Origin of the sequence: Aeromicrobium senzhongii, assembly GCF_014334735.1 — a bacterium.
In the GTDB taxonomy this organism is placed as follows: domain Bacteria; phylum Actinomycetota; class Actinomycetes; order Propionibacteriales; family Nocardioidaceae; genus Aeromicrobium; species Aeromicrobium senzhongii.
Map to the genome: position 1 here is coordinate 3097095 of NZ_CP060587.1, position 22966 is coordinate 3120060.

At 69.5% G+C, this 22966-nt stretch carries 21 protein-coding genes; 12 read left to right on the forward strand and 9 right to left on the reverse strand.

What is annotated here, in order from left to right; genetic code table 11:
- Positions 1 to 55: 55 nt before the first annotated feature.
- Both H9L21_RS15145 and H9L21_RS15150 read right to left on the reverse strand, forming a co-directional pair.
- Positions 56 to 982: an alpha-E domain-containing protein gene (locus H9L21_RS15145; protein ID WP_154597305.1), complete on the reverse strand. Its 927-nt coding sequence runs from the start codon at positions 980 to 982 to the stop codon at positions 56 to 58.
- The gene (locus H9L21_RS15150) at positions 982 to 2526 is read right to left on the reverse strand and encodes a circularly permuted type 2 ATP-grasp protein (RefSeq protein ID WP_255467096.1); all 1545 of its coding nucleotides are present in this window, start codon (positions 2524 to 2526) and stop codon (positions 982 to 984) included. Before H9L21_RS15150 ends, H9L21_RS15145 begins: the two co-directional genes overlap by 1 nt.
- Before the next feature lie 102 nt (positions 2527 to 2628).
- Here H9L21_RS15150 and H9L21_RS15155 point away from each other — a divergent pair, with 102 nt between their 5' ends.
- Positions 2629 to 3063, forward strand: a complete 435-nt coding sequence (locus H9L21_RS15155) for an HNH endonuclease (protein ID WP_154597304.1) — start codon at positions 2629 to 2631, stop codon at positions 3061 to 3063.
- Between the two features lie 98 nt (positions 3064 to 3161).
- Here H9L21_RS15155 and H9L21_RS15160 read toward each other — a convergent pair whose 3' ends face one another.
- Positions 3162 to 4052, reverse strand: a complete 891-nt coding sequence (locus H9L21_RS15160) for a siderophore-interacting protein (protein WP_187411620.1) — start codon at positions 4050 to 4052, stop codon at positions 3162 to 3164.
- A 103-nt stretch (positions 4053 to 4155) separates the two neighbouring features.
- Between H9L21_RS15160 and H9L21_RS15165 the strand changes: the two genes are divergently transcribed.
- Positions 4156 to 5268, forward strand: coding sequence for a lipid II:glycine glycyltransferase FemX (locus tag H9L21_RS15165; protein ID WP_187411621.1), 1113 nt, complete (start codon positions 4156 to 4158; stop codon positions 5266 to 5268).
- Between the two features lie 65 nt (positions 5269 to 5333).
- Complete coding sequence (locus H9L21_RS15170; RefSeq protein ID WP_154597301.1) at positions 5334 to 6368, forward strand: alanine racemase; 1035 nt, start codon at positions 5334 to 5336, stop codon at positions 6366 to 6368.
- Positions 6369 to 6371: 3 nt separating this feature from the next.
- On the opposite strand, the gene H9L21_RS15175 is transcribed toward H9L21_RS15170, so the two are convergent.
- Together H9L21_RS15175 and H9L21_RS15180 are read right to left on the reverse strand one after the other, a co-directional pair.
- Positions 6372 to 6827: a hypothetical protein gene (locus tag H9L21_RS15175; RefSeq protein ID WP_154597300.1), complete on the reverse strand. Its 456-nt coding sequence runs from the start codon at positions 6825 to 6827 to the stop codon at positions 6372 to 6374.
- Positions 6828 to 6909: 82 nt separating this feature from the next.
- Positions 6910 to 9135, reverse strand: a complete 2226-nt coding sequence (locus H9L21_RS15180) for a transglycosylase domain-containing protein (RefSeq protein ID WP_154597299.1) — start codon at positions 9133 to 9135, stop codon at positions 6910 to 6912.
- A gap of 166 nt (positions 9136 to 9301) precedes the next feature.
- Between H9L21_RS15180 and H9L21_RS15185 the strand changes: the two genes are divergently transcribed.
- Positions 9302 to 9883, forward strand: coding sequence for a PadR family transcriptional regulator (locus H9L21_RS15185; RefSeq protein WP_154597298.1), 582 nt, complete (start codon positions 9302 to 9304; stop codon positions 9881 to 9883).
- Positions 9884 to 9890: 7 nt separating this feature from the next.
- Positions 9891 to 10991 (forward strand): inositol-3-phosphate synthase, encoded by a 1101-nt coding sequence (locus H9L21_RS15190; RefSeq protein ID WP_154597297.1) that lies wholly within the window; start codon positions 9891 to 9893, stop codon positions 10989 to 10991.
- A 127-nt stretch (positions 10992 to 11118) separates the two neighbouring features.
- Here the strand turns inward: H9L21_RS15190 and H9L21_RS15195 are convergent, their stop codons facing one another.
- Positions 11119 to 11628: a DinB family protein gene (locus H9L21_RS15195; protein ID WP_187411622.1), complete on the reverse strand. Its 510-nt coding sequence runs from the start codon at positions 11626 to 11628 to the stop codon at positions 11119 to 11121.
- A 284-nt stretch (positions 11629 to 11912) separates the two neighbouring features.
- The gene (locus H9L21_RS15200) at positions 11913 to 12848 is read right to left on the reverse strand and encodes a DUF808 domain-containing protein (protein ID WP_154597295.1); all 936 of its coding nucleotides are present in this window, start codon (positions 12846 to 12848) and stop codon (positions 11913 to 11915) included.
- A 99-nt stretch (positions 12849 to 12947) separates the two neighbouring features.
- On the opposite strand from H9L21_RS15200, the gene ppgK reads away from it, so the two are divergent.
- On the forward strand, positions 12948 to 13697 hold the full coding sequence (gene ppgK / locus H9L21_RS15205) for a polyphosphate--glucose phosphotransferase (RefSeq protein ID WP_154597294.1): 750 nt from the start codon (positions 12948 to 12950) through the stop codon (positions 13695 to 13697).
- A 12-nt stretch (positions 13698 to 13709) separates the two neighbouring features.
- Here the strand turns inward: ppgK and H9L21_RS15210 are convergent, their stop codons facing one another.
- Positions 13710 to 14294 (reverse strand): TetR/AcrR family transcriptional regulator, encoded by a 585-nt coding sequence (locus H9L21_RS15210; RefSeq protein WP_154597293.1) that lies wholly within the window; start codon positions 14292 to 14294, stop codon positions 13710 to 13712.
- A gap of 148 nt (positions 14295 to 14442) precedes the next feature.
- Here H9L21_RS15210 and H9L21_RS15215 point away from each other — a divergent pair, with 148 nt between their 5' ends.
- The 6 genes from H9L21_RS15215 to H9L21_RS15240 all read left to right on the forward strand — a co-directional run bounded on the left by H9L21_RS15215 (position 14443) and on the right by H9L21_RS15240 (position 21338).
- Positions 14443 to 15222, forward strand: a complete 780-nt coding sequence (locus tag H9L21_RS15215) for an ABC transporter ATP-binding protein (protein ID WP_154597292.1) — start codon at positions 14443 to 14445, stop codon at positions 15220 to 15222.
- Between the two features lie 47 nt (positions 15223 to 15269).
- The gene (locus tag H9L21_RS15220; RefSeq protein ID WP_187411623.1) at positions 15270 to 16076 is read left to right on the forward strand and encodes an ABC transporter ATP-binding protein; all 807 of its coding nucleotides are present in this window, start codon (positions 15270 to 15272) and stop codon (positions 16074 to 16076) included.
- A complete protein-coding gene (locus H9L21_RS15225; protein WP_154597290.1) occupies positions 16073 to 17944 on the forward strand; it encodes an AMP-dependent synthetase/ligase in 1872 nt (623 codons plus the stop codon). Before H9L21_RS15220 ends, H9L21_RS15225 begins: the two co-directional genes overlap by 4 nt.
- Positions 17941 to 18837, forward strand: coding sequence for a branched-chain amino acid ABC transporter permease (locus H9L21_RS15230; RefSeq protein ID WP_154597289.1), 897 nt, complete (start codon positions 17941 to 17943; stop codon positions 18835 to 18837). The genes H9L21_RS15225 and H9L21_RS15230 overlap by 4 nt, the downstream gene beginning before the upstream one ends.
- Positions 18834 to 19973, forward strand: coding sequence for a branched-chain amino acid ABC transporter permease (locus H9L21_RS15235; RefSeq protein WP_154597288.1), 1140 nt, complete (start codon positions 18834 to 18836; stop codon positions 19971 to 19973). The genes H9L21_RS15230 and H9L21_RS15235 overlap by 4 nt, the downstream gene beginning before the upstream one ends.
- Before the next feature lie 66 nt (positions 19974 to 20039).
- Positions 20040 to 21338, forward strand: a complete 1299-nt coding sequence (locus tag H9L21_RS15240; RefSeq protein WP_230081692.1) for an ABC transporter substrate-binding protein — start codon at positions 20040 to 20042, stop codon at positions 21336 to 21338.
- 59 nt (positions 21339 to 21397) lie between these two features.
- Here the strand turns inward: H9L21_RS15240 and H9L21_RS15245 are convergent, their stop codons facing one another.
- Positions 21398 to 22966 carry an ABC-F family ATP-binding cassette domain-containing protein gene (locus H9L21_RS15245; RefSeq protein WP_154597286.1) on the reverse strand — a complete coding sequence of 523 codons (1569 nt, stop codon included), beginning with the start codon at positions 22964 to 22966 and terminating at the stop codon, positions 21398 to 21400.

Here is a 22966-nt window from a genome sequence, read left to right on the forward strand (position 1 = left end):
CGACGATACGGCGGCACCGGCATGGCGTACCCCTCGTTCACTCGCTGTCGCTCGCTCACAGAGACACCCTTCCAGTCCACATGTGCCAGTTCTCCTGGGCGAAGTAGCGCGCCGTGATGGCGTCGCTGGCCGCCGAGCAGGCGCGCTGCAGGCGCTCCATCTCGAACGGCATGGTCTCGAGCAGTTCATTGAGCGGCCGGTACTCGATCTCGGTACGGGCCCGCCCGAGCAGCCGCAGCGCCTCGTCGGAGAAGCCGGCACGACGCCCGGCCACGTCCAGGCGGGTCAGCGCCCGCTCGGCCTCGCTGAGGCTGGAGACCAGCGACCGCGGGAACCAGCGGTCCAGCAGCAGGTACTCGGCAGCCGCGCTGTCGCGCTCGATCCCGCGGTACGTGCGCAGGAAGCTCTCGTAGCCACCGCAGGCGCGCAGCGTGTTCTGCCACGCGACGCCCGATCCGCCGGCACTGGCCGCCGTCGACAACAGTCGCGCGGTCATGTCGGCCCGCTCGATGTTGCGGCCCAGCACGTAGAAGTACCAGCCCTGGTCGCGCGGCATCGAGTCGTCGGCCGAGCCGGAGATCATCGCGGTGCGCCGGCGGACCCAGTTGAACATCTCGACCGGACGCATCGAGGTGGCCGCCGGCACGCCCTGCCAGGTGGTGTTGATGGCCGACCAGACATCGGTCGAGAGGGTCTCGCGCGCACTGCGGGCGGCCTCGCGCATCGAGCCGATGACCGCCGCGATGGACGTGGACGACTTCTGGTCGTACGCCAGGTTGTCGAGCATCGACCAGCGGTTCGGCACCCCCTCGAAGTCCTCGATGCCCATGACCGCGAACAGCTGCTGGCAGCTGGTGACCTCGTCGGTCGACGGGTCCTCGACCAGCATCTGCATCTGGACGTCCAACAGGCGGGCCGTGTCGTCGGCGCGCTCGAGGTAGCGGCCGATCCAGAACAGCGACTCACCGATCCGGCTGAGCATCAGGCCTCCCTGGAGGGGACGGGGACGGGGACGGGCGCCATGGTCTGCGACTGGGACTGCGACGAGGCGTGCGACTCGAGGTCGTCGTCATCGACCTCGATCGGCTCGGTCGGCCGGGCGAGCACCCAGGTGTCCTTCGAGCCGCCGCCGCGGCTGGAGTTCACGATCAGCTCGCCCTCGGGCAGGGCCACGCGGGTCAGGCCGCCGGGCAGCACCCAGACGTCGTCGCCGTCGTTGACCGCGAACGGCCGCAGGTCGACGTGCCGGGGACGGATCCCGTCCTCGACCAGGGTCGGCACCGTGGACAGCGAGACCACCGGCTGGGCGATCCAGTCGCGCGGCGCGGCGATGACCTTGGCGCGCAGCTCATCGAGCTCCTCGCGGGTGGCCGCCGGACCGATGACGATGCCCTTGCCGCCCGAGCCGTCGACCGGCTTGAGCACGAGCTCGTCGAGGCGGTCCAGGACCTCCTCGCGCTGGTCGGCGTCGCCGCAGCGCCACGTGTCGACGTTGCGCAGGATCGGCTCCTCGTGCAGGTAGTAGCGGATCAGGTCGGGGACGTACGTGTAGAGCAGCTTGTCGTCGGCCACGCCGTTGCCGACCGCGTTCGCGATCGTCACGTTGCCCGCACGCGCCGCGTTGATGAGCCCGGGGACGCCCAGCGTGGAGTCGGCGCGGAACGCCAGCGGGTCGAGGAACTCGTCGTCGATCCGGCGGTAGATCACGTGCACGGGCGCCAGGCCGTCGGTCGTGCGCATCATGACGCGCCCGCCGTGGCACACCAGGTCGCGGCCCTCGACCAACTCGACGCCCATCGTGCGGGCCAGCAGGGTGTGCTCGAAGTAGGCCGAGTTGTAGACGCCGGGCGTCAGGACCACGACGGTCGGATCGCTGACACCGGCGGGCGCCGCCGCGCGCAGCGCCGAGAGCAACTGGCGCGAGTAGCGAGCGACGGGGCGGATGCGGTGGTGCGCGAAGACCTCGGGCAGGCCGCCGGACATCGCGCGGCGGTTCGTCATGACGTACGAGACGCCGGACGGGACGCGCGCGTTGTCCTCCAGCACGCGGAAGTCGCCGTGGCCGTCGCGGATCAGGTCGATGCCCGCGACGTGGATCCGGACCCCGTTCGCGGGATCGATGCCCGCGACGACGCGGTGGTAGTGGCTCGAGGTCACGACCGTCTTGCGCGGCACGACTCCGTCGCGGAACAGCTCTCCGGCGCCGTACGCGTCGGCCAGGAACGCCTCGAGCGCCTTGACGCGCTGCTTGACGCCGGCCTCGACCTCATCCCAGGCATCGGCCTCGATGATGCGCGGCACGATGTCGAGCGGGAACGGGCGTTCCTCACCGGCGACGCCGAAGGTGATGCCCTGCTCGAGGTAGGACGACGCCAGACCCTCGGCCCGCTGTCGCACCTCCTCGGGCGGCATCTTGCCGAATGCCGCGTGCACGGCGGCATAGAGGTCGCGCAGGCCCGACTCGCCGTACATCTCGTCGTAGCCCGCGACAGGTCCGTATCCCTCGAACAGTTGCGCCTGTGTCACGGGACCACCCTAGAGGCGATTTGCTTCGCGCACGTTTCGACCGTCGGCAGTGCCGAAAACGCCCTCTCCCGGCTACGATTCGTACCGGAAAGGGGCGCGCCCATGACCGCAGGTGACGTCTTGGTGCTCAACGCGAGCTACGAACCTCTGCAGCGCGTGTCCCTGCGCCACGCCATCAAGATGCTCGTACGCGAGGTGGCGGTCATCGAGGAGTCCCACGACGAGACCTTCGGGCCCTTTCCCCGGCCCAAGGTCCTGCGCCTGGTGCGGTACGTCGTCACGCGGTGGATGCACCGGCGCGCGCACCTGTGCACCAAGACCGCGATCAAGGCCCGCGACAAGGCCTGCGCCTACTGCGGCGGCTCGGCCGAGACCGTCGACCACATCGTCCCTCGCTCGCGCGGCGGTGAGCTGACCTGGGAGAACGCCGTCGCCGCGTGCCTGCGCTGCAACCACAAGAAGGGCAACCGCACCCCGACCGAGGCCGGCATGGCTCTGCTCATCACACCGGCCCGGCCGAAGACCTTCGTGGCCTGACCGCGCCTCACGCCTCCGGCGCGCGAGATGTGTGGCTTTCCGTACCCTTTTCGGGCTCAGAAGGTGCGCACCGCTACACATCTGGGGCGGGGAACCCGTCAGAGGCCGACGGACTCGTAGATGTCGTCGAGCTCGTCGAGGTACGCGCCCTCGTCCTGGCCGGCCCGCTCGTACGCGGCGAGGGCCTTGACGCGGATCATCTCGGCGACCTCCTCGTAGCGGGCGTTCCACTTCTCGGCCTCGATCTGCCAGTAGCCACAGGTGTAGAACGCCGCCTGCGGCCAGCCCAGTCCCCGCCGCAGGTGCTTGCGGACGGCGCGGCTGGCGCGGGCCTCACCGGCGAGCCAGACGTAGCGCCCCGACCAGTCGGCGGGCAGGTCGCGCCCGGTGACGGCGGCCTCGAGCGCGTTCGGGATCAGGTGCTCGTCCTCGACGACCTCCCAGTGCGCGTGCACGTCGGCGGCCGACGGCAACGGAACCTCGTCGGCCGCGTCGCTGACGACGACGTGCACCTCCGCGACGACCCCCGGGTCGAGCTCGCGCAGGATCCGGGCCAGCGCCGGGACGCCGGTGATGTCGCAGACGAGGAGCTGGTGCCGCGCGTCCGCCGCCGGGCGGTAGAGCCCGTGCGGCTCGAGGACGCCCACGCGGTCGCCGGGCTGACACGTGCGAGCCCAGTCCGAGCCGGCTCCCTGCTCGTGCAGCGCGATGTCGACGTCCACGCGCACGTCGCCGTCGACGACCCGGTGGTCCGAGATCGTGTAGACCCGCGGGACGAGCGGCTCGGCGCCCTCGGGGTAGGTGTAGGACCAGTCCTCGTTGATCGTCGGCAACGCGATCTTCGCGCCGGGGTGCGGGGGCAGCAACAGCCGCACGTACTCGTCGGGGATGCCGGTGGACTGCCAGCCCTCGAGACCACCCAACGTGATGGACACGAGGTGCGGAGTCAGCTGGCGGCGACCCAGGACGGTCGCGGCATAGGTCTTCACGGGTTCCCCTTCGTTGGACGGGCGCGCACCGGTCCGGTCGCACCCACCGGAAATCAACCCGGTTAGGTCAGGCTAACAACACCTGTTGGATAGCCTCAAGAGCGTGACCATCCGCGTTCGTCCCATCTCCTCCGAGGACCACCTGTCCTTCATCGCGTCCCGCGGGACGGCCAGCTTCCTGCAGACCCCCGCCTGGGCGGCGGTCAAGAGCGAGTGGCGTGGCGAGTCGCTGGGGTGGTTCGACGGAGATGCGCTGGTCGGCGCCGGGCTGGTCCTGTACCGCCAGGTGCCCAAGCTCAAGCGCTACCTGGCGTACCTGCCCGAGGGTCCCGACCTCGACTGGAGCGGCGACGTCGCGCCCGCGCTCGAGGCGATGCGCGACCACCTCCGGACCCAGGGCGCCTTCGGCATCCGCATGGGTCCGCCCGTCGTCACGCGCCGCTGGGAGGCCGCCACCCTGAAGGCCGCCCTCGCCGACGAGGTGCTGACCCGGCTCGGCGACGTCCCGGCCGATCACACCGACGAGGCGGCGATCGCCCTGTCCGGCACGCTGCGCTCGCTGGGCTGGAAGGAGCAGTCCGCCGAGGGCGGCTTCACCGCGGGCCAGCCGAAGTACAACTTCCAGATCCCGCTGGCCGGTCGCACCGAGGAGGACGTCCTCGCCGGCATGAACCAGCAGTGGCGCCGCAACATCCGCAAGGCCGCCAAGCAGGGCGTCGAGGTCACCGAGGGCGGCCGCGACGACCTCGTCGACTTCCACCGCGTGTACGTCGAGACCGCCGAGCGCGACCACTTCACGCCGCGACCGCTGTCGTACTTCCAGACCATGTGGGACGCCATGACGGCCGAGGACCCGCAGCGGCTGCGGCTGTACCTGGGCCGGCACGAGGGCGACCTGGTCGCCGCCACGACGCTCGTCCAGGTCGGCACCCACGCCTGGTACTCCTACGGCGCGTCGACCACGGCCAAGCGCGAGGTGCGCGGCTCGAACGCCGTCCAGTGGCAGATGATCCGCGACTCGCTGGCCGCCGGCGCGGAGGTCTACGACCTGCGCGGCATCACCGACACCATCGACTCCGACGACCCCCACGTGGGCCTGCTGCAGTTCAAGGTGGGCACCGGCGGCGAGGCCGTCGAGCACCTCGGCGAGTGGGACCTGCCCATCAACCGCCCTCTGTACACGGCGTTCACCGCGTACATGAAGCGCCGCGGCTGAGCCCCCCCGCCCACCAGCCGGACACCGCCGGAGGCGGACCACGCCCGGAGCGCGATGATGGACCCATGGCGTTCGACCTGCAGATCCGCGCCGCCGACTGGCGGAGCCACCTCGTCGCGACCCGCGACGCCCATCCCGCGATCGTGCCGGTCATCAAGGGCAACGGTTACGGCCTCGGTCGCCAGCGTCTGGCCGGCGAGGCGTTCCGTCTCGGTACCGACATGATCGCTGTCGGCACGTACGAGGAGGCCGCCGAGTTGCTCGGTGCCTTCACCGGCGACGTGCAGGTCCTGACGCCCTGGCGACCGTTCTCGCCGCGCGTCGCGGACGGCCGGCTGATCCACACGGTCAGCCGCCTCGAGGACATCGCGCCGCTGGCCGCCCAGCTGCCGGGTGCGCGGGTCGTCGTCGAGGGCCTCACCTCCATGGCGCGGCACGGACTGGACCGTCACCACATCACCGAGGCCGCGCGCCTGATCGGCGAGGCCGGCCTGGTCGTCGAGGGATTCGCGATCCACCTGCCGATGGCCGGTGCGAACCTGGCCGAGGCGCGCACCTGGTGCGCGATCCTCGAGACCTCGGCGCTGCCGGCCACCACGGTCTTCTGCTCGCACCTGACCGTCCCCGAGCTCGAGCAGCTGCGCACCGAGCGCCCGAACCTCACGATCCGGCCGCGCGTCGGGACCGCGCTGTGGCTGGGCCGCCTCGACACGCTCGAGGTCCGCTCGACCGTCCTCGACGTCCACACCGTGCAGCGCGGCGAGCGGGTCGGCTACCGCCAGGGCCGGGTGCCCCGCGACGGTCACGTCCTCGTGGTCGCTGGCGGCACCAGCCACGGGATCGGCCTGGAGGCCCCGCGCGCGGTCGCCGGCGTCGCCGGTCGCGGCAAGGCCGTCGCCAAGGGCGGGCTCGCAGCTGCCGGGCTGGCGCTGTCGCCATTCACGATCGCCGGCAAGCAGCGCTGGTTCGTGGAGCCCCCGCACATGCAGGCCAGCATGATCCTGCTGCCCGAGGGCGTGCCGGTACCCGCCGTGGGCGACCGCCTCCCGGCGGCCGTCCGCTACACGATCGCCCAGTTCGACTCGATCACCGAGGTCTGAGCGTCACCACGGCTCGCCGGTGAGCACGTCGATTTCGACCTTGAAGTGCTTCTTCCGCCACTCCGGGGCCGATTTCGGGCACCGGACCGCAGTGGTCTGCAGGTCTGCACCGTCATCGATGATCTGCAGGCAGCCGCCCACCTGCACACTGGTCGTCTCCATCCAGCCACCGCCGGTCCCGGCGTCGTGGAGGTAGAAGATCCACGTGAGCGGGTCGCGCGACGGCACGTCGACCAACTCGGGGAACGCCGTCGCCATGCCGGCCGTCGGATCCTTGTCGCCGAGGCCCCGGTCGACGAGGACGAACTCGGCCTCCTCGATGATCTCGGCGGCCCGCTCGCGCAGCGTCTCCGTGGCGTTGTCGATCGCCTTCTCGTCCGAGCTGCGGCTCTCGCAGCCGCTCAGCACCGCCACCACCACGGCGGCGGACACCCCGGCACGCAGGAACTGACGACGCATGTCGGACCCCCCGATCACGCTCGGCGACGTCGGACCGGGTCTGCACCGGTCCGCCGAGCAGGTCGGAGACTACCGCCGCGGCTCACTCGGGGCCGGGCGCGCTCCCGCTGCCGTCGCCGTTGCCACTGCCGCCGCCCGCGGCCCCCGGGGACGTGGTGGCCGGGGGCGGGGTGACCGGCGGCGTCGCGGTCGGCTCCGGCTCGGGAGCCGGGGCCGTGGGCGCGGGAGTCGTCGGCTCGGGAGCGGGCCGCGTCGGCTTCGGCGTCGGCTTGGTCTCCTTCTTCTCCGGCTTCGGCGTCTTCTTCTTCTTGTCGCCACCATTGCCGGGGTTGGTGTAGACCGCCGTGCCCTTGTCAGCCTTGATGTTCGCGCGCTTGGGGAACGTCCCGCACTCGGTGCCCTCGAGCGCCCGGTTCATGTAGGTGCCGAAGGTCGTGGCCGGGTAGGTGCCGCCGAAGAACGGGTTGAGGTAGCCCTCGAGCTCCTCGTTGCCCTTGCCGCGGTTGTACATGACGGCCGTGGCCAGCTTCGGCGTCGCGCCGACGAACCAGGAGGAGGACACCCGGTCCTCGCCGTCCTTGCCGTCGTTGGCCGTGGCGGTGCCGGTCTTGCCCACGGTGGGGCAGAACGTCCGCGCCTTGGTGCCCGAGCCTGCCCGGACCACGGCCTGCAGCGCCGCGAGCGTGTCGGCCGCGACGTCCTCGTCGATCGTCTGGGTCGTCGCGACGTTGTGCTTGAACACGCGGGCTCCGCGGGAGTCGTCGACGCGGTCGATGACGTACCACTCGGCGCGCTTGCCGTCTGCCGCCAGCGTCGCGTAGGCGTTGGCCATGTCGATCGGCGCGACCTTCTCGTAGCCCAGCGAGACGCCGAGCACCGGCTGGATCTGGTTGACCGTCGACTCGGGGATGCCGGCCTCGCGCGCAGCCTTCAGGATCTTCTCCGGTCCGTCCTCCATCTGGTCGGTCAGGTCGACGAACGCGGTGTTGACCGAGAACTGGGTCGCCGTCTCGAGGTTGATGAAGCCGTAGGACTTGCCGCCGCTGTCGCCCTGGTTCTGGATCTCGTCGTTGCCGATCTTCAGCGGAGCGTTGCCGTTGAGGCGGGTCTGCAGGCTGTAACCGTTCTCGAGCGCCGCGACCACCGCGAAGGCCTTGAAGGTCGACCCCGGCTGCGTGCCCAGCGTCGCCCAGTTCAGCTGGCTCTTGAGGTAGTCGGGACCGCCGTACATCGCGCGGACCGCGCCAGTGCCGGGCTGCACCGAGACCACGGCGGTGTTGAGCTCGTCGAGACCGTCGGGGCGGACCTGCTTGACCGCCTCGACGGCGTCCTTCTGCATGTTCTTGTCGAAGGTCGTCACGACCCGCAGGCCGCCGCCCTCGATCTCGGAGTCGAGGAAGCCCTCGGCCCGCAACTGCTTGCGGGTCAGCTCCAGCAGGTGGCCCTTCGGGCCCTCGAAGCGCTGGTTGGCGCGCTGCTTCTTGAACTTGGGGAACTTGCCCCTGTGGGCCGCGGCCTGCTCGGCCGTGATGGAGCCGCGCTTGACCATGCCGTCGAGGACGTAGTTGAACCGTGGCAGGACGCGCTCACGGGCGCCCTCGGCGTAGGGGTCGAAGTACGAGGGGTTGTTGATGACGGTCGCGAGGAACGCGGCCTGGCCGATGTTGAGCTTCGCGGCCGGCTTGCCGAAGTACGTGCGCGAGGCCACCTCGACGCCGTAGGAGCCGTTGCCGTAGTAGATCGTGTTGAGGTAGCCCTCGAGGATCTCCTGCTTGGTCAGCTGGTTGTGGATCTTGACCGAGAGGATCGCCTCCTTCACCTTGCGGGTGTAGGAGCGCTCCTGGTTCAGGTAGAGGATCTTGACGTACTGCTGGGTGATCGTGGAACCGCCGCCGGTGATCGACCCGCTCGTGGCGTTGTTGCGCGCCGCGCGGACGATGCCGCGCAGGTCGATACCGCGGTTCTCCCAGAAGGTCCGGTCCTCAGCGGCCACGACGGCGTCGCGCATGACCTCGGGGATCTCGTCGTACTCCAGCCGCTCGCGGTTCTGGGTCGCGAAGCTGCCGATCTTGGTCTTGCCGTCCGAGTAGTAGACGTTGGTCGTCTCGGTCTGGAAGTCGGCGTTCGGGTCGGGGATCTTGATCGTCGCGTAGAGCACGGCGAACACCAGGGCTCCCGCGATGAATCCCGCGACCATCAGGAACAGCAGCCAGCGCAGGACCCGCACCGGCAGCGACCCGGTGCCACCGATCCTGCGGGAGACTCGGCCGAGCACTCCCTGCTTGTTCTTCGCGCGCGTTTTCGCCACGAATCGGCCCCTTTCGGACGACGACTTCAACGATCCAGTCTGACGGGTCTTCCTGAGAACGCGCTGACCGCATGGGGCGGGGTCCCCAAAACAGCCAACCCGATGTATCGTACCGATATAGCCGTTCGTGACATCGAACGGAACGATACGGGGGGAGGCGGCAGCGATGGCCCGACGTGGCGCAGCGCTGGAGTTGGCCGTTCTCGGTCTGCTCGCCGACTCGCCGATGCACGGGTACGAACTGCGCAAGCAGGTCAACCACCTGCTCGGCTGGACCCGCCTGCTGTCCTACGGGACGCTCTACCCCTGTCTCAAGCAACTGACGCGTGCCGGCTACATCGCCGCCGACACCGAGACGACCGCGCGGGGCAAGCGCCCCCGGATCGTGTACCGGCTCACGGCCGAGGGCAAGGAGTACTTCAGCTCCCTGCTCGAGGACGGTGGCCCGTCGGCTTGGGACGACGAGAACTTCGGGGTGCGGTTCGCCTTGTTCGCGCGCACCAGCTCTCCCACCCGGGTCCGGATCCTCGAAGGACGCCGGTCCCGCCTGGAAGAGCGACTCGAAAACGTCCGATCGGCCGCGGTCAACCACCGCGAACGCATGGACGCCTACACCCGCGAGCTCCAGCGCCATGGCCTGGAGTCCGTGGAGCGCGAGATCAACTGGCTGACCGAGTTGATCGACCGTGAGCGCGCCGACGCGTTCACGGAGTACGAAGAAATCAGCACGACAGACAAGGAAAAGTGAGGGCTCCATGAGTTCCGAGAACAAGGTCCGCGTGGCCATCGTCGGCGTTGGCAACTGCGCCACGTCCCTGATCCAGGGCGTCGAGTACTACAAGGACGCCGACCCGACGGCCGACGTCCCCGGGCTCATGCACGTCGCCCTCGGCGGCTACCACGTCAACAGCGTCGAGTTCGTCGCCGCCTTCGACGTCGACGCCAAGAAGGTCGGCTTCGACCTGGCCGAGGCGACCCTGGCCAGCGAGAACAACACCATCAAGATCACCGACGTCCCGCCCACCGGCGTGACCGTCCAGCGTGGTCCGACGCTCGATGGCCTCGGCAAGTACTACCGCGAGACGATCGAGGAGTCCGACGCCGAGCCGGTCGACGTCGTCCAGGTCCTCAAGGACACCCAGGCCGACGTGCTGGTCTCGTACCTGCCCGTGGGCTCGGAGGAGGCCGACAAGTTCTACGCGCAGTGCGCGATCGACGCGAAGGTCGCCTTCGTCAACGCGCTGCCCGTCTTCATCGCCTCGGACCCCGAGTGGGCCCAGAAGTTCGAGGACGCCGGCGTCCCGATCATCGGCGACGACATCAAGAGCCAGGTCGGCGCGACCATCACGCACCGTGTCATGGCCAAGCTGTTCGAGGACCGGGGCGTCGCCCTGGACCGCACGTACCAGCTGAACGTCGGCGGCAACATGGACTTCAAGAACATGCTCGAGCGTGAGCGTCTGGAGTCCAAGAAGGTCAGCAAGACGCAGGCCGTCACGTCGAACCTGCACGGCTCGCTGTCGGGCAAGGTCCACGACAAGAACGTCCACATCGGTCCGTCGGACTACGTGGCGTGGCTCGACGACCGCAAGTGGGCCTACGTCCGCCTCGAGGGTCGCGCCTTCGGTGACGCCCCCCTGAACCTGGAGTACAAGCTCGAGGTCTGGGACTCGCCGAACTCGGCCGGCATCATCATCGACGCCATCCGCGCGGCGAAGATCGCCAAGGACCGCGGCGTCGCAGGTCCGCTGCTGTCGGCTTCGTCCTACCTGATGAAGTCCCCGCCGGAGCAGCGCCCCGACGACGAGGGCCGCGCCAGCCTCGAGGCCTTCATCGACGGCACCCTGGAGCGCTGAGCACCAGCACCCCACGAGAGACGCACCGGACCGAAAGGTCCGGTGCGTCTCTCTTTTAAGTTGACAGAGATCATCGACTCGACCGAGAGCGAGAGCGAATTTCGGTTCCAGGTCTCGGCCCCGATCTCTATTCCCCGACCGGGCCGCCGCTGAGTTCGGCGACGACATCCATATGTCCGAGGTGGCGGGCGTACTCCTGGAGGAGATGGAACAGGACCCGCTCGAGAGTGGCGGGTTCAGCGCCGTCCCAGCGAGGTCCTGGTCGACCGACACTAGCCAGGTCGTTTGCCTTGACGATGGCCCGGCTGCGAGCGCCCTGGGCATTCAGTGCGGTGATGAGATCCTCTGTGCTCTCATCCGGTGCGACGTACCAACGCTTGGCTCGTTGGTCGCCCCACGGCTCCTCGACCTCCCGGCCCTCAAAGCCCCACTCAAGCCAACGCAGCTCGACGAACGTGAGGTGCTTGACCAGTTCCAGTGGGGTCCAGCCCGACGGCAGTTGGCTGCGGCGACGCTCGCTGTCATCGAGGCTCTCCATCTTCGAGATGAGCCGGTCCCTGAAGTAGTCGAGATAGCCGAGAAAGACCTCGGCTCGCGACTCGACGGGAGTCGTAGGGCTCGGGAAAGCGTCGTTCACGCATCCAAAATTGCACAGCGACAGCTCCTGGTCGACAGTCCTGCTGCACGATTGTGTAGCGGCGCGTGGGCGTCGCGCACGTCCTGAACCAGGAGGGACCAGCTCGGCCGGCGGGCTTCTGCGTTTACCGATGCGGAGGTTGACCGAGGCCGCCGACGCCGACGCCGACGCGGATGGACCCCGGTGACGTTGTGTCCCCGTCCCGTCACGAGATCTGCTCTGATTTCTCCCTTTGAATCCCTCTCAAAGGGGGAATTGGGAGCAAATCTCGGGGCGGGGTCGGGTCAGTGGCGGCGGAGGCGCTTGACGCCGGTGACCAGAGCCACGACGACGGCGCCGACCACGAGGCCCAGCACAGCGGAGGCGGCGGTGTTGCCGACCCACTCGAAGGCGCCGTCGGCGACGGGCATGACGTCGGCGATCCAGTGCTCGAGGTCGTGCACCTTGCCGTAGAGCCAGTGCCAGCCGAGGTCGTCGGTGCCGACCAGCAGGATGTGCCCGCCGACCCAGAGCATCGCCGCGATGCCGATGACCGACAGGGCCGACAGCACCTTGGGCATCGCCTTCACCAACAGCTTGCCGGTGCGCTGGGCCAAGGTGGACGTGCGCTGGGCCAGGCCCACGCCGACGTCGTCCATCCGCACGATCAGCGCGACGACGCCGTAGACGAGCGCCGTGATGCCCAGCGCGACGACGGCCAGGATGATCGCCCGCGACCAGAACGACTCGTCGGCGACCTCGTTGAGCGAGATCACCATGATCTCGGTCGAGAGGATGAAGTCGGTCGTGATCGCGCTCTTGACGACCTGGTCCTCGGCCTCGGGGCCCTGCGCGCTCGCCGGCTCCTCGACCTTCTCGTGGTGCGGGTGCAGCACGTGCCAGATCTTCTCGGCGCCCTCGAAGCACAGATAGGCGCCACCGAGCATCAGCACCGGCGTCAGCACCCACGGCAGGAACTGGCTCAGCACCAGCAGCGCGGGCAGGATGAACAGCAGCTTGTTGCGCAGCGAGCCCTTCGCGATCCGCGCGATGATGCTCAGCTCGCGCTTCGGATCGACGCCGTGGACGTAGCGGGGCGTGACCGCCGCGTCGTCGACCACGACGCCGGCGGCCTTGATGCTCGCCTTGCCGGCGCCTGCCGCGACATCGTCGATCGACGCAGCCGCGATCCGCGCCAGTGCCGCCACGTCGTCGAGCAGTGCGACAAGTCCTCCAGCCATGCGCACAGCGTACGACCGCACGCGTCACGACACCGGGTGGGCCGGATGGACGGCACCGACCACCACGCCCGGGGCCACCGACGCGGATAGGGTGCTGCCATGGTCATGGGCTTCGGCATCGACATCGGCGGGACCGGCACGAAGGGCGCGCCGGTCGATCTCGACGCGGGCAGGCTCGTGGGCGACCGTTTCCGCATCCCCACTCCTCAGCCGGCGACCCCGCGGGCCGTCGCGGAGGTGGCTGCGCAGATCGTGGCGCACTTTCCCGACACCGAGGAGGTGCCCCGGATCGGCGTCGCCATCCCGGCGGTCGTGCAGCGCGGCGTCGCCCGGTCGGCGGCCAACATCGACGAGTCCTGGATCGACACCGACGTCGACGCGCTCTTCACCGAGGTCCTGGGTCGTGAGGTCCACGTCGTGAACGACGCCGACGCCGCGGGCGTCGCCGAGAACGACCACGGGGCGGCGCGCGAGGAGGAAGGTCTGGTCTGCGTGATCACCCTCGGCACCGGGATCGGCTCGGCGCTGATCAGCGGCGGCACCCTCGTCCCGAACACGGAGTTCGGCCACCTCGAGGTCGCCGGTCACCCCAACGCCGAGAAGTGGTGCGCCACGAGCGCCCGCGAGCGCGAGGACCTGTCGTGGCAGGAGTGGGCCGAGCGGCTGCAGGTGTACTTCAGCCACCTCGAGCGGATCCTGTCGCCCGACCTGTTCGTGGTGGGCGGCGGCGTCAGCAAGAACAGCGAGAAGTTCCTGCCGCTGCTGGACCTGCGCACCCCCATCGTGCCGGCCGAGCACCGCAACAACGCCGGGATCATCGGCGCCGCGGCCCTCGGCGCGCGCGGCTGAGGACGCGCGGGCTCAGCCCTCCAGCAGGGCCCGCACCGTCGTCTCCATGATGTGGCGGCACCGCTCGGCGGGATAGCCGTGGTCGTCGAACATCAGTGACCAGCAGTTCCAGCTGGTGGCGGCGGTGAGCGAGTCGATCAGCACCTCGGGCGCGGTCGAGGCCGCCAGCTCGGGTGCGAAGGTCTTCTGCACATCCGAGCGCACCCGGGCGATGTGCCCGTGGCGGCTCGCGCGCAACGCCTCGTAGTCGGGCTCGCCGAGCACTGCCGCGCGGGCGGCCGGCGCGATGTTGACCAGTCGGCGCTCGCGCTCGGCGCAGAACCGCACGATGCGGTCCTCCAGCGGCGCCCCGGGCTCGATCTCGGTGCGCAGCTCGTCGTCGGTGCGGAACCAGTACTCGACGGTGGCGCCCAGCAGGCTCTCCATGTCGCGGAAGTTCGACCACAGGGTCCGGCGCGACACGCCCGCCCGCTCGGCGATCAGCGCGGCCGTGGGCTTGAGAACGCCCTCGCGCAGGAGCTCGGCGTGCGCCTGCACGATCGACGCACGCGTGCGCTCGCTGCGCTGCATGCGCCCGTCGGTCTGTCGGTACTCCATCGCTCCCACCGCTCCATCGTGGCCGAGAGGAGGTCGGCTCCAACTTTCGACACACCGAGTGTAGATAGGTAGTGACTTGCCTCACAAGGTATGTGAGGATGTCGTCACCTTCGCACGAGGGGCTGCTGTCGATCAGAGGGAGTGAAGGTTGCTGACGGTCAAGAACCTGGAAGTCGTCTACAACGACGTCATCCTGGTCCTGCGCGGCGTGAGCCTGACGGTGCCGGAGGGCCAGATCGTGGCTCTCCTGGGTGCCAACGGCGCCGGCAAGACGACGTTGCTGCGAGCGCTCTCGGGCCTGCTCGACATCCACGACGGCGCGATCACCAAGGGTGAGGTGCGCCTGCGCGACACGCCCATCCAGGGATACGACGCGCCCAAGATCGTGGCTGCGGGCCTGGGCCAGGTGCTCGAGGGCCGACGGGTGTTCAGCGAGTTCACCGTCGAGGAGAACCTGCGCGTCGGTGGCCACACCCGCCGCGGCGGTCTCGCCGAGGGGATCGAGGAGGTCTACGAGCTCTTCCCCGTGCTGAAGGAACGCCGCAAGAACACCGCCGGCTACCTCTCCGGCGGCGAGCAGCAGATGCTCGCCATGGGCCGCGCCCTGGTCGCCCAGCCCGAGATCCTGCTGCTCGACGAGCCCAGCCTGGGCCTGGCCCCGCGGATCGTCGGGCAGATCAAGGACATCATCGTCCAGATCAACGAGCGCGGGACGACCGTGCTGCTGGTCGAGCAGAACGCCACGATGGCGCTCTCGATCGCCCAACACGGCTACGTCATGGAGCACGGGAAGATCGTGATGGACCGTCCCGCCGCCGAGCTGCTCGACGACGAGGACATCCGGGACTTCTACCTGGGCCGTGGTGACCTGGCCACCAGCTACCGCGACATCAAGCACTACAAGCGACGGAAGCGCTGGCTTTCGTGACCGCTTCCCCCGTCGCCCACCCACACCACCCCGCCCCGGAGGGTCCTGTGTCCGAACCAGTCGTCAGCGTGCGAGGAGTCGAGCTCGCGTTCTCGGGGGTCAAGGCCCTCCAGGGCGTCGACTTCGACGTCTTCGACAACGAGCTCTTCGCCGTCATCGGCCCGAACGGTGCCGGCAAGACGTCCATCTTCAACGTCCTGTCGGGCGTCTACCGCCCCCAGCAGGGGTCGGTCGAGTTCGCCGGCACGGACATCCGCGGCATGCGGCCGCACCAGATCGCCAATCTCGGCATGGCCCGCACGTTCCAGAACATCGAGCTGTTCGAGAACCTCGACGTCGTCGACAACCTCATGCTCGGCCGGCACGCCCACCTGGGCTACGGCTGGGCCGCCGCGGTGGCGTGGTTCGGCAAGGCCAAGCGCGCCGAGGTCGCCAACCGCCGGCGCGTCGAGGAGATCATCGACTTTCTCGAGATCGAGGGCTACCGCCAGCTGCCCGTGGGCATGCTCCCGTACGGAATCCAGAAGCGCATCGAGCTGGGCCGCGCCCTGGCGATGGAGCCGAAGCTGCTGCTGCTCGACGAGCCGGTCGCCGGCATGAACGGCGAGGAGACCGAGGACATGGCCCGGTTCATCCTCGACATCCGCAACGAGCTGCGGATCCCGATGATCCTCGTCGAACACGACATGGGACTCGTGATGGACCTGGCCGACCGCGTGATGGCGATGGACTTCGGCAAGCCCGTCGCCACCGGGACGCCGCACGAGGTCCAGTCCCACCCCGACGTGATCCGGGCCTACCTCGGACCCGTCGACGAAGCCACGCTCGCCGAGGTGCAGGGGGAACTGGCATGACGACCGCGACGAACAGCCTTCCGCTGCGCATCCGCCAGCGCGCTCAGGACGCTCCCGACCGGGTGGCCATGCGAGAGAAGAACCTCGGCCTCTGGGAAGAGGTCACCTGGGCCGACTACTGGGAACGGGCCGCACTCGTCGGCCACGCCCTGCTGGCGCTCGGTGTGGAGCCCGGCGACCGGGTCGCCGTGCACAGCGAGAACCGCTGCGAATGGCTGTACTCCGACATCGGCATCACCGCCGTGCGCGCCGGGACCGTCGGCCTCTACCCGACCAACCCGGCCCCCGAGGTGCTGCACGTGCTGCGCGACTCCGGGTCGTGCGTCCTCATCGCCGAGGACCAGGAGCAGGTCGACAAGTACCTCGAGATCGCCGACGAATTGCCCGACCTGCGCACCGTCGTCTACATCGACCCCCGCGGCATCCGCGGCCGGTACGACGACCCGCGACTGATGGCCTGGGACGACTTCATCGCGCTGGGCGAGCAGCACCGCACGGATCACCCCGACGCCGTCACCGAGCGGCTCGAGGCGGTTCAGCCCGACGACCTGGCCACCTTGGTCTACACGTCCGGCACGACCGGTCCGCCCAAGGGCGCGATGCTGTCGATCTCGAACATCGAGTTCGTCATCGAGACGCTGCAGAGCGGCGGCGCCTTCGTGGACCCGCCGGCCGGTGACCGCGACCTCGTCGTGTCGTACCTGCCGCTGTGCCATGTGGCCGAGCGCGTCTTCACGACGTGGTTCAACGCCGCCGTCGGCTCGCAGGTCAACTTCGCCGAGTCGATCGAGACCGTGCAGCAGGCGCTGCGCGAGGTGCAGCCGACGCTGTTGTTCGGCGTGCCCCGCATCTGGGAGAAGATCGCCGCCGGCGTCCACATCCGCATGAGCGGCGCCTCCTGGTTCAAGCGCAAGAACTTCGACTTCTGGATGAAGCGCGCTGCGTGGATCGGCCAGACGCTCGTGGCCAACCAGGGCAACCACACTCCCGCCACGCGTGCGGTCTACGCCCTGGGCTGGGTGTGCCTCTACCGGCCGCTGCGCGAGCGGCTCGGCCTGGCGAAGGTTCGCTACGCCGCCTCGGGCGCGGCGCCGATCGCACCGGAGGTGCTCGAGTTCTTCATGGGCATCGGTGTGCGCATGCATGAGGTCTACGGCATGACCGAGAACTCCGCGATCGCCACGGCGAACATGGCCGGGCGGGTGCGGGTCGGCACGGTCGGCGAGCCCCAGATCGGCACCGAGGTCCGGATCGACGCCGAGACCGGCGAGATCCTCACCCGCCACCGCGGCACGTTCGTCGGCTACTGGAACAACCCCGAGGCGACGGCTCGCACGATCGACCCCGACGGCTGGCTGCACACCGGCGACGTCGGTGAGTGGGTCGACGGCACGCACATCAAGATCACGGACCGGATCAAGGACATCATCATCACCGCAGGCGGCAAGAACATCAGCCCCAGCGAGATCGAGAACAGCCTCAAGGCGTCCCCCTACATCAAGGAGGCGATCGTGATCGGCGACCGTCGCAAGTACCTGACGGCCCTGATCGGGATCGAGCTCGACACGGTCGGCAACTGGGCCCAGGAGCGCAAGCTCGGGTTCACGACCTACCGCGACCTGTCCGAGAAGACCGAGGTCATCGCCCTGGTGCAGTCGATCGTCGACGAGACGAACCGCAAGTTCGCCAGCGTCGAGACGATCAAGCGCTTCGCGATGCTGCCCAAGGAGCTCGACCACGAGCAGGGCGAGCTGACGGCCACGCAGAAGATCAAGCGCTCCGCGATCAGCGAGCGGTTCGCCGAGGCGATCGAAGGCCTTTACTCCGACGCGGACCGGGTCGCCTCCAGCAAAGAGGTGTCGGCATGACCACGTTCCTGCAGTCCGTCCTCAACGGGTTCGCCCAGGGATCGATCTACGCCCTGCTGGCCCTGGGCTACGTGATGATCTACAAGGCCACGCACGTGATCAGCTTCGCCCAGCCGGCGCTGATGGTCTGTGGCGGCCTGTTCGCCTACCACGCCACGAGCGAGTGGGGCATGTCCTTCTGGCCCGCCCTGATCGTCGCGGTCCTGCTCGGTGCACTGCTGGGCATGCTCGTCGAGCGCCTGGCGCTGCGGCCGATGGTGGGCAAGCCGGTGTTCACGTTGGCGATCATCACGATCGGCGTCGACATCGTGCTGCGCATCCTCGCGAACCGGTACATGGGCCCGGACCCGCGCTCGGTGCCCTACCCCAGCGGCAGCCAGCGCCTCGAGTTCTGGGGCCTGTCGATCTCCCAGCAGCGCCTGGGCCTCATCGTCGTCACCGCGGTGACCGTGGCCGCGCTGGCCCTGTTCTTCCGGTACGCCAAGACCGGTCTGGCGATGCGGGCCACCGCGCTGAACCAGGAGACGGCGCTGGCCCAGGGCATCCGGGTCGGCACGATGTTCGCGCTGGCCTGGGCCATCGCGGGCGGGCTGGCTGCCATCGCCGGCACGTTCGTGGCCGCCACGGGCGCCGGCATGGAGCAGAACACCTGGATCATCGCGCTCAAGGCGCTGCCGGCGATCATCATCGGCGGCCTCGACAGCATCCCCGGTGCCGTGATCGGGGGCCTCGCGGTCGGGCTCGTCGAGTCGATCACCGCGGTCTTCCAGCCGGACGTCGCCCCCTGGCTGGGCAACAACTTCGCCCTGGTCGCGCCCTACGCCCTGATGTTCCTGGTGTTGCTGGTCAAACCCTATGGACTCTTCGGCACGAAGGAGGTGGAGCGGGTATGACGACCCTGCTGCGCACCACGCCCTCCACCCGAGGCAGGAAGTCGACCGGCGTCCGCGGTCGCCCGCTGCTGCGCACGAGCTACGACCAGGACCTGACGCTGGCCAACACCGGAGCCAAGCGCCGCGGTGTGGTCGCCCTGGTGATCGCCTCGTTCGTCGTGCCGTTCCTGCTCACCGACGACCTGCTGCAGGTGCTGGCGCTCGGCATGATCTCGGCCGTCGGCGCCATCGGCCTCAACCTCGTCACCGGCTACGCCGGACAGGTCTCGCTGGGCCACGCCTTCTTCATCGGCGTGGGCGCCTACACCGGCGCCGTCCTCGGCGGCGATCCCGACGGCGCGATGCTCGGCTACGGGCTGCCGATGTGGATCTGGCTGCCGGCCGCCGGCGTCGTCGCGGCCGTCGCCGGTCTGATCGTGGGCCCGCTGGCCGTGCGGCTGCGCGGGCTCTACCTCGCCATCGTCACCCTGGGCCTGGTGTTCCTGGGCGACCACATCTTCCGCGAGGCCCGCACCATCACCGGCGGTCCCGGCGTGGGTCGCCGCGGCGCCGAGCTCGAGCTGTTCGGCATCGACTTCGCCTCGATGGAGCCCATCTCGGGCCTGACCCGCGGCCAGGCGCAGTTCTTCCTGGCGCTGGCCTTCCTCATCGTCTTCGCGATCCTGGGCCGCAACATCGCCCGCTCCGGCGTGGGCCGGGCGTTCGGGGCCGTGCGCGACCGCGACGTCGCCGCGGCGGTCATCGGCGTCGACCTGACCAAGTACAAGGTCATGGCGTTCGCGATGTCCTCGTTCTTCGCCGGCGTCACCGGCGCCCTCTACTACGCCGTGATCGGCGTCTTCGAGCCCGGCGCGTTCAGCCTGCTGCTGTCGATCCAGTACCTCGCGATGGTGCTGATCGGCGGCGTGGCCACGATCAGCGGATCGATCATGGGCGCCCTGTTCATCGCGCTGTTGCCGCGGATCAGCCAGTTCATCGCGCACTACGTGCCCGAAGGTCTGCTGACCGTGTTCCAGCTCGAGGCGATCCTCTACGGCCTGCTGATCATGGGCTTCCTGATCTTCGAGCCACGAGGACTGTTCGGGATCTGGACCCGGATCCGGAACTACTGGAAGGGCTGGCCCTTCTCCTACTAGACCCCGGCCGCGAGGCCGCTGACGGTGCGACCGCATCGTCGAACCACCCCCCAGGAGGAAATGAAGATGAAGCAACACCGAAGGCTGACCCGCGTGGTCGCCGGTGCGGCGGTGGCGGCCCTCGTACTGACGGGCTGCCGCAGCGGCGGTGACGAAGAGAGCAGTGCCGGACCGGGCATCACCGAGGAGGCGTGTCCCGACGCGGTGAACAAGGACAACGGCTGCATCTACCTCGGCGTGATCTCCGACCTGACCAAGGGCCCGTTCGCGCCGCTCGCGGTGCCGATCACCGAGGCTCAGAAGGCGTTCTGGAACAAGGTCAACGAGGACGGCGGCGTGGGCGGCTACGACGTCAACATCGAGAAGTACATCGCCGATGCCGAGTACAACCCCGAGATCCACAACAAGAAGTACCAGGAGATGCGCAACGACATCCTGGCGCTCGGCCAGACGCTCGGCTCCTCGCAGACCCTGGCGATCCTGGAGGACATGAAGGCCGACAACGTCATCGGCGTTCCGGCGTCGTGGAACTCGGCCTGGGACTTCGAGGACCAGATCATGCAGTCCGGTGCCAGCTACTGCTTCGAGGCCATGAACGGCGTCGACTGGGCGGTGCAGGAGCGCGGCGTCAAGCAGAAGGTCCTGGCGATCCACTACCCGAACGACTACGGCGGAGACGCGGCCGCGGGTGTCGAGGCCGCCGCCAAGGCGAACAACCTCGACTTCGCGTCCGTCGAGACCGCCACCGGTCAGGACAACCAGGCCGGCGCGGTCGCGGCGGTGCTGAAGCAGAAGCCCGACCTGCTCTACATCACGACCGGTCCGGCCGAGATGGCCACGATCCTCGGTGGCGCGGCCGCCCAGGGCTGGAAGGGCACCGTCGTCGGCTCCAGCCCGACGTGGAACCCGGCGCTGCTGAAGACCGAGGCCGCTCCGGCGCTCCAGGCCATGTACTTCCAGGCCGGCCCGTGGGGCCCGTGGGGCACCGACTCGCCCGGTCACGACGCCATGCGCAAGGCGCTGGCCGACGTCGAGTCGCCCAGCGACGGCTACACCGCCGGTTGGGTGTGGGAGTACCCGCTGCTGGCGGCACTGAAGTCGGCGGCCGACATGGACGGCGGCGTCACGCGCGAGAACGTCGTCAAGGCGGCGTCCGAGCTCGAGAGCGTCGACTACGAGGGCATGCTGCCCGACGAGTCGTTCAACAAGAACGGCGAGCCGAACGAGGTGGCGTGGCGCCAGAGCGTCATCTCCAAGGTCGACCCGAAGGCGCCCACCGGCGTCTCGATCACCAAGGAGATGGCGGCCGGACCGACGGCCGAGGGCTACGACTACACCGAGCCCTGCTTCGCCCTGCAGGGCTGACGCACAGCTGAGGGGGGCCGGCCCGCTGGGGCCGGCCCCTTTTCGCGTGCCCGGGACCGTCACGGCACGGTGAGGGTGCGGTCGAGATCGAGGTCGGCCAGGAACGACTCGTCGTGACTGACCACCAGCAGGGCGCCTCGATAGGACTCCAGCGCCTCCGCGAGGTGGGCGATGCTGGCCAGGTCGAGGTCGTTGGTCGGCTCGTCCAGCACCAGCAGCTGCGGCGCAGGCGTGGCCAGCAGCAGGCTGGCCAAGGTCGCCCGCCAGCGCTCGCCGCCCGACAACGTCCCCGTGACCTGGTCCACCGATCCGCCACGGAACAGGAACCGGGCCAGCTGCGCGCGCACCCGCGCGGGGTCGGCACCGGGTGCCGCCCGCCGGACGTTCTCGAGCACCGAGAGTCCGGGGTCGAGCAGGTCCACGCCCTGCGGCAGGTACCGCCACGGCACGTGCACCTCGACGCGGCCCGCCCGCGGGGCCTGCAGGCCGAGCAGGGCGCGCAGCAGCGACGACTTGCCGGCGCCGTTGCGCCCGACCAGCGCGATCCGCTCGGGTCCACGCAGGTCGAGGTCGAACGGCCGGTCGGTCCCGTGGGCGGGGATCACGCCGACCGCGCGCAGCACCTCGCGCCGGGCCGGTACTCGCGTGTCGGACAGGTCGACCCGGATGCGCCGGTCGTCGCGCACCCGATCCTGCGCCGACTCCAGTGCGGAGCGCGAGGCGGCCAGGCGGTCCTCGTGCATCCCCCGCAGGCGTCCGGCGCTGACCTCGGCCCGGCGCTGGTACGCGCCGGCCACGATCTTGGGCAGGCTGCCGGCGTTCGCCCGCCCCTGCCGGTCCCGGTGGGCCTGCTTGGTCTGCTGGTCGACGAGGTCCTGGCGCTGACGTCTCACGTCGGCCCGCGCCGCCGACACGGCGCGGTGGGCCGCGTCCTGCTCGAGCTCGACGGACCGCGCCCACGCACTGAACGGACCTCCGAACCAGCGCACCTGCCTGCCGCGGACCTCGCCGATGTGCTGCATGTGCTCGAGCAGCCCGCGGTCGTGGCTGACGACGACCAGCACGCCCGTGAAGTCGTCCACGATCTGCTCCAGGCGGTGCCGCGCCGGCCGGTCGAGGTCGTTCGTGGGCTCGTCGAGCAGGAGGACCTCCGGATCGGCGAGCATCAGCCCGGCCAGGCGCAACAGCGTCGCCTCGCCGCCCGAGACCGCCTCGATCGGACGGGTGGTCTCCAGGCCCGCGAGGCCCACCCGCTCCAGCCAGCGCTCGACGCGGTCGGGCAGGTCCCAGTCGTCGCCGATCAGCTCGTAGTCGGCAGGATCGACCGAGCCCGCCTCGATCCGGCCCAGCGCGGCCAACGCCGGCGTGACGCCCAGGACGTCGGCGACCGTGGCAGCGCCGGGAGCGCGGGTCTGCTGCAGGTGCGCGAGCCGTCCGTGCACCTGGACGGTGCCGGTCGTGGGCGGCAGCGCGCCCGTCAGGAGACGCAGCAGCGTGGACTTGCCGCTGCCGTTGTCGCCGACCACGCCGTGGCGGCCGGGACCGAGCGAGAACGTGAGGTCCTCGAGCAGCGTGCGGCCCTCGGGCAGCACGAACGAGGCATGGGAGACAGTGAGGGAGCAGGACAT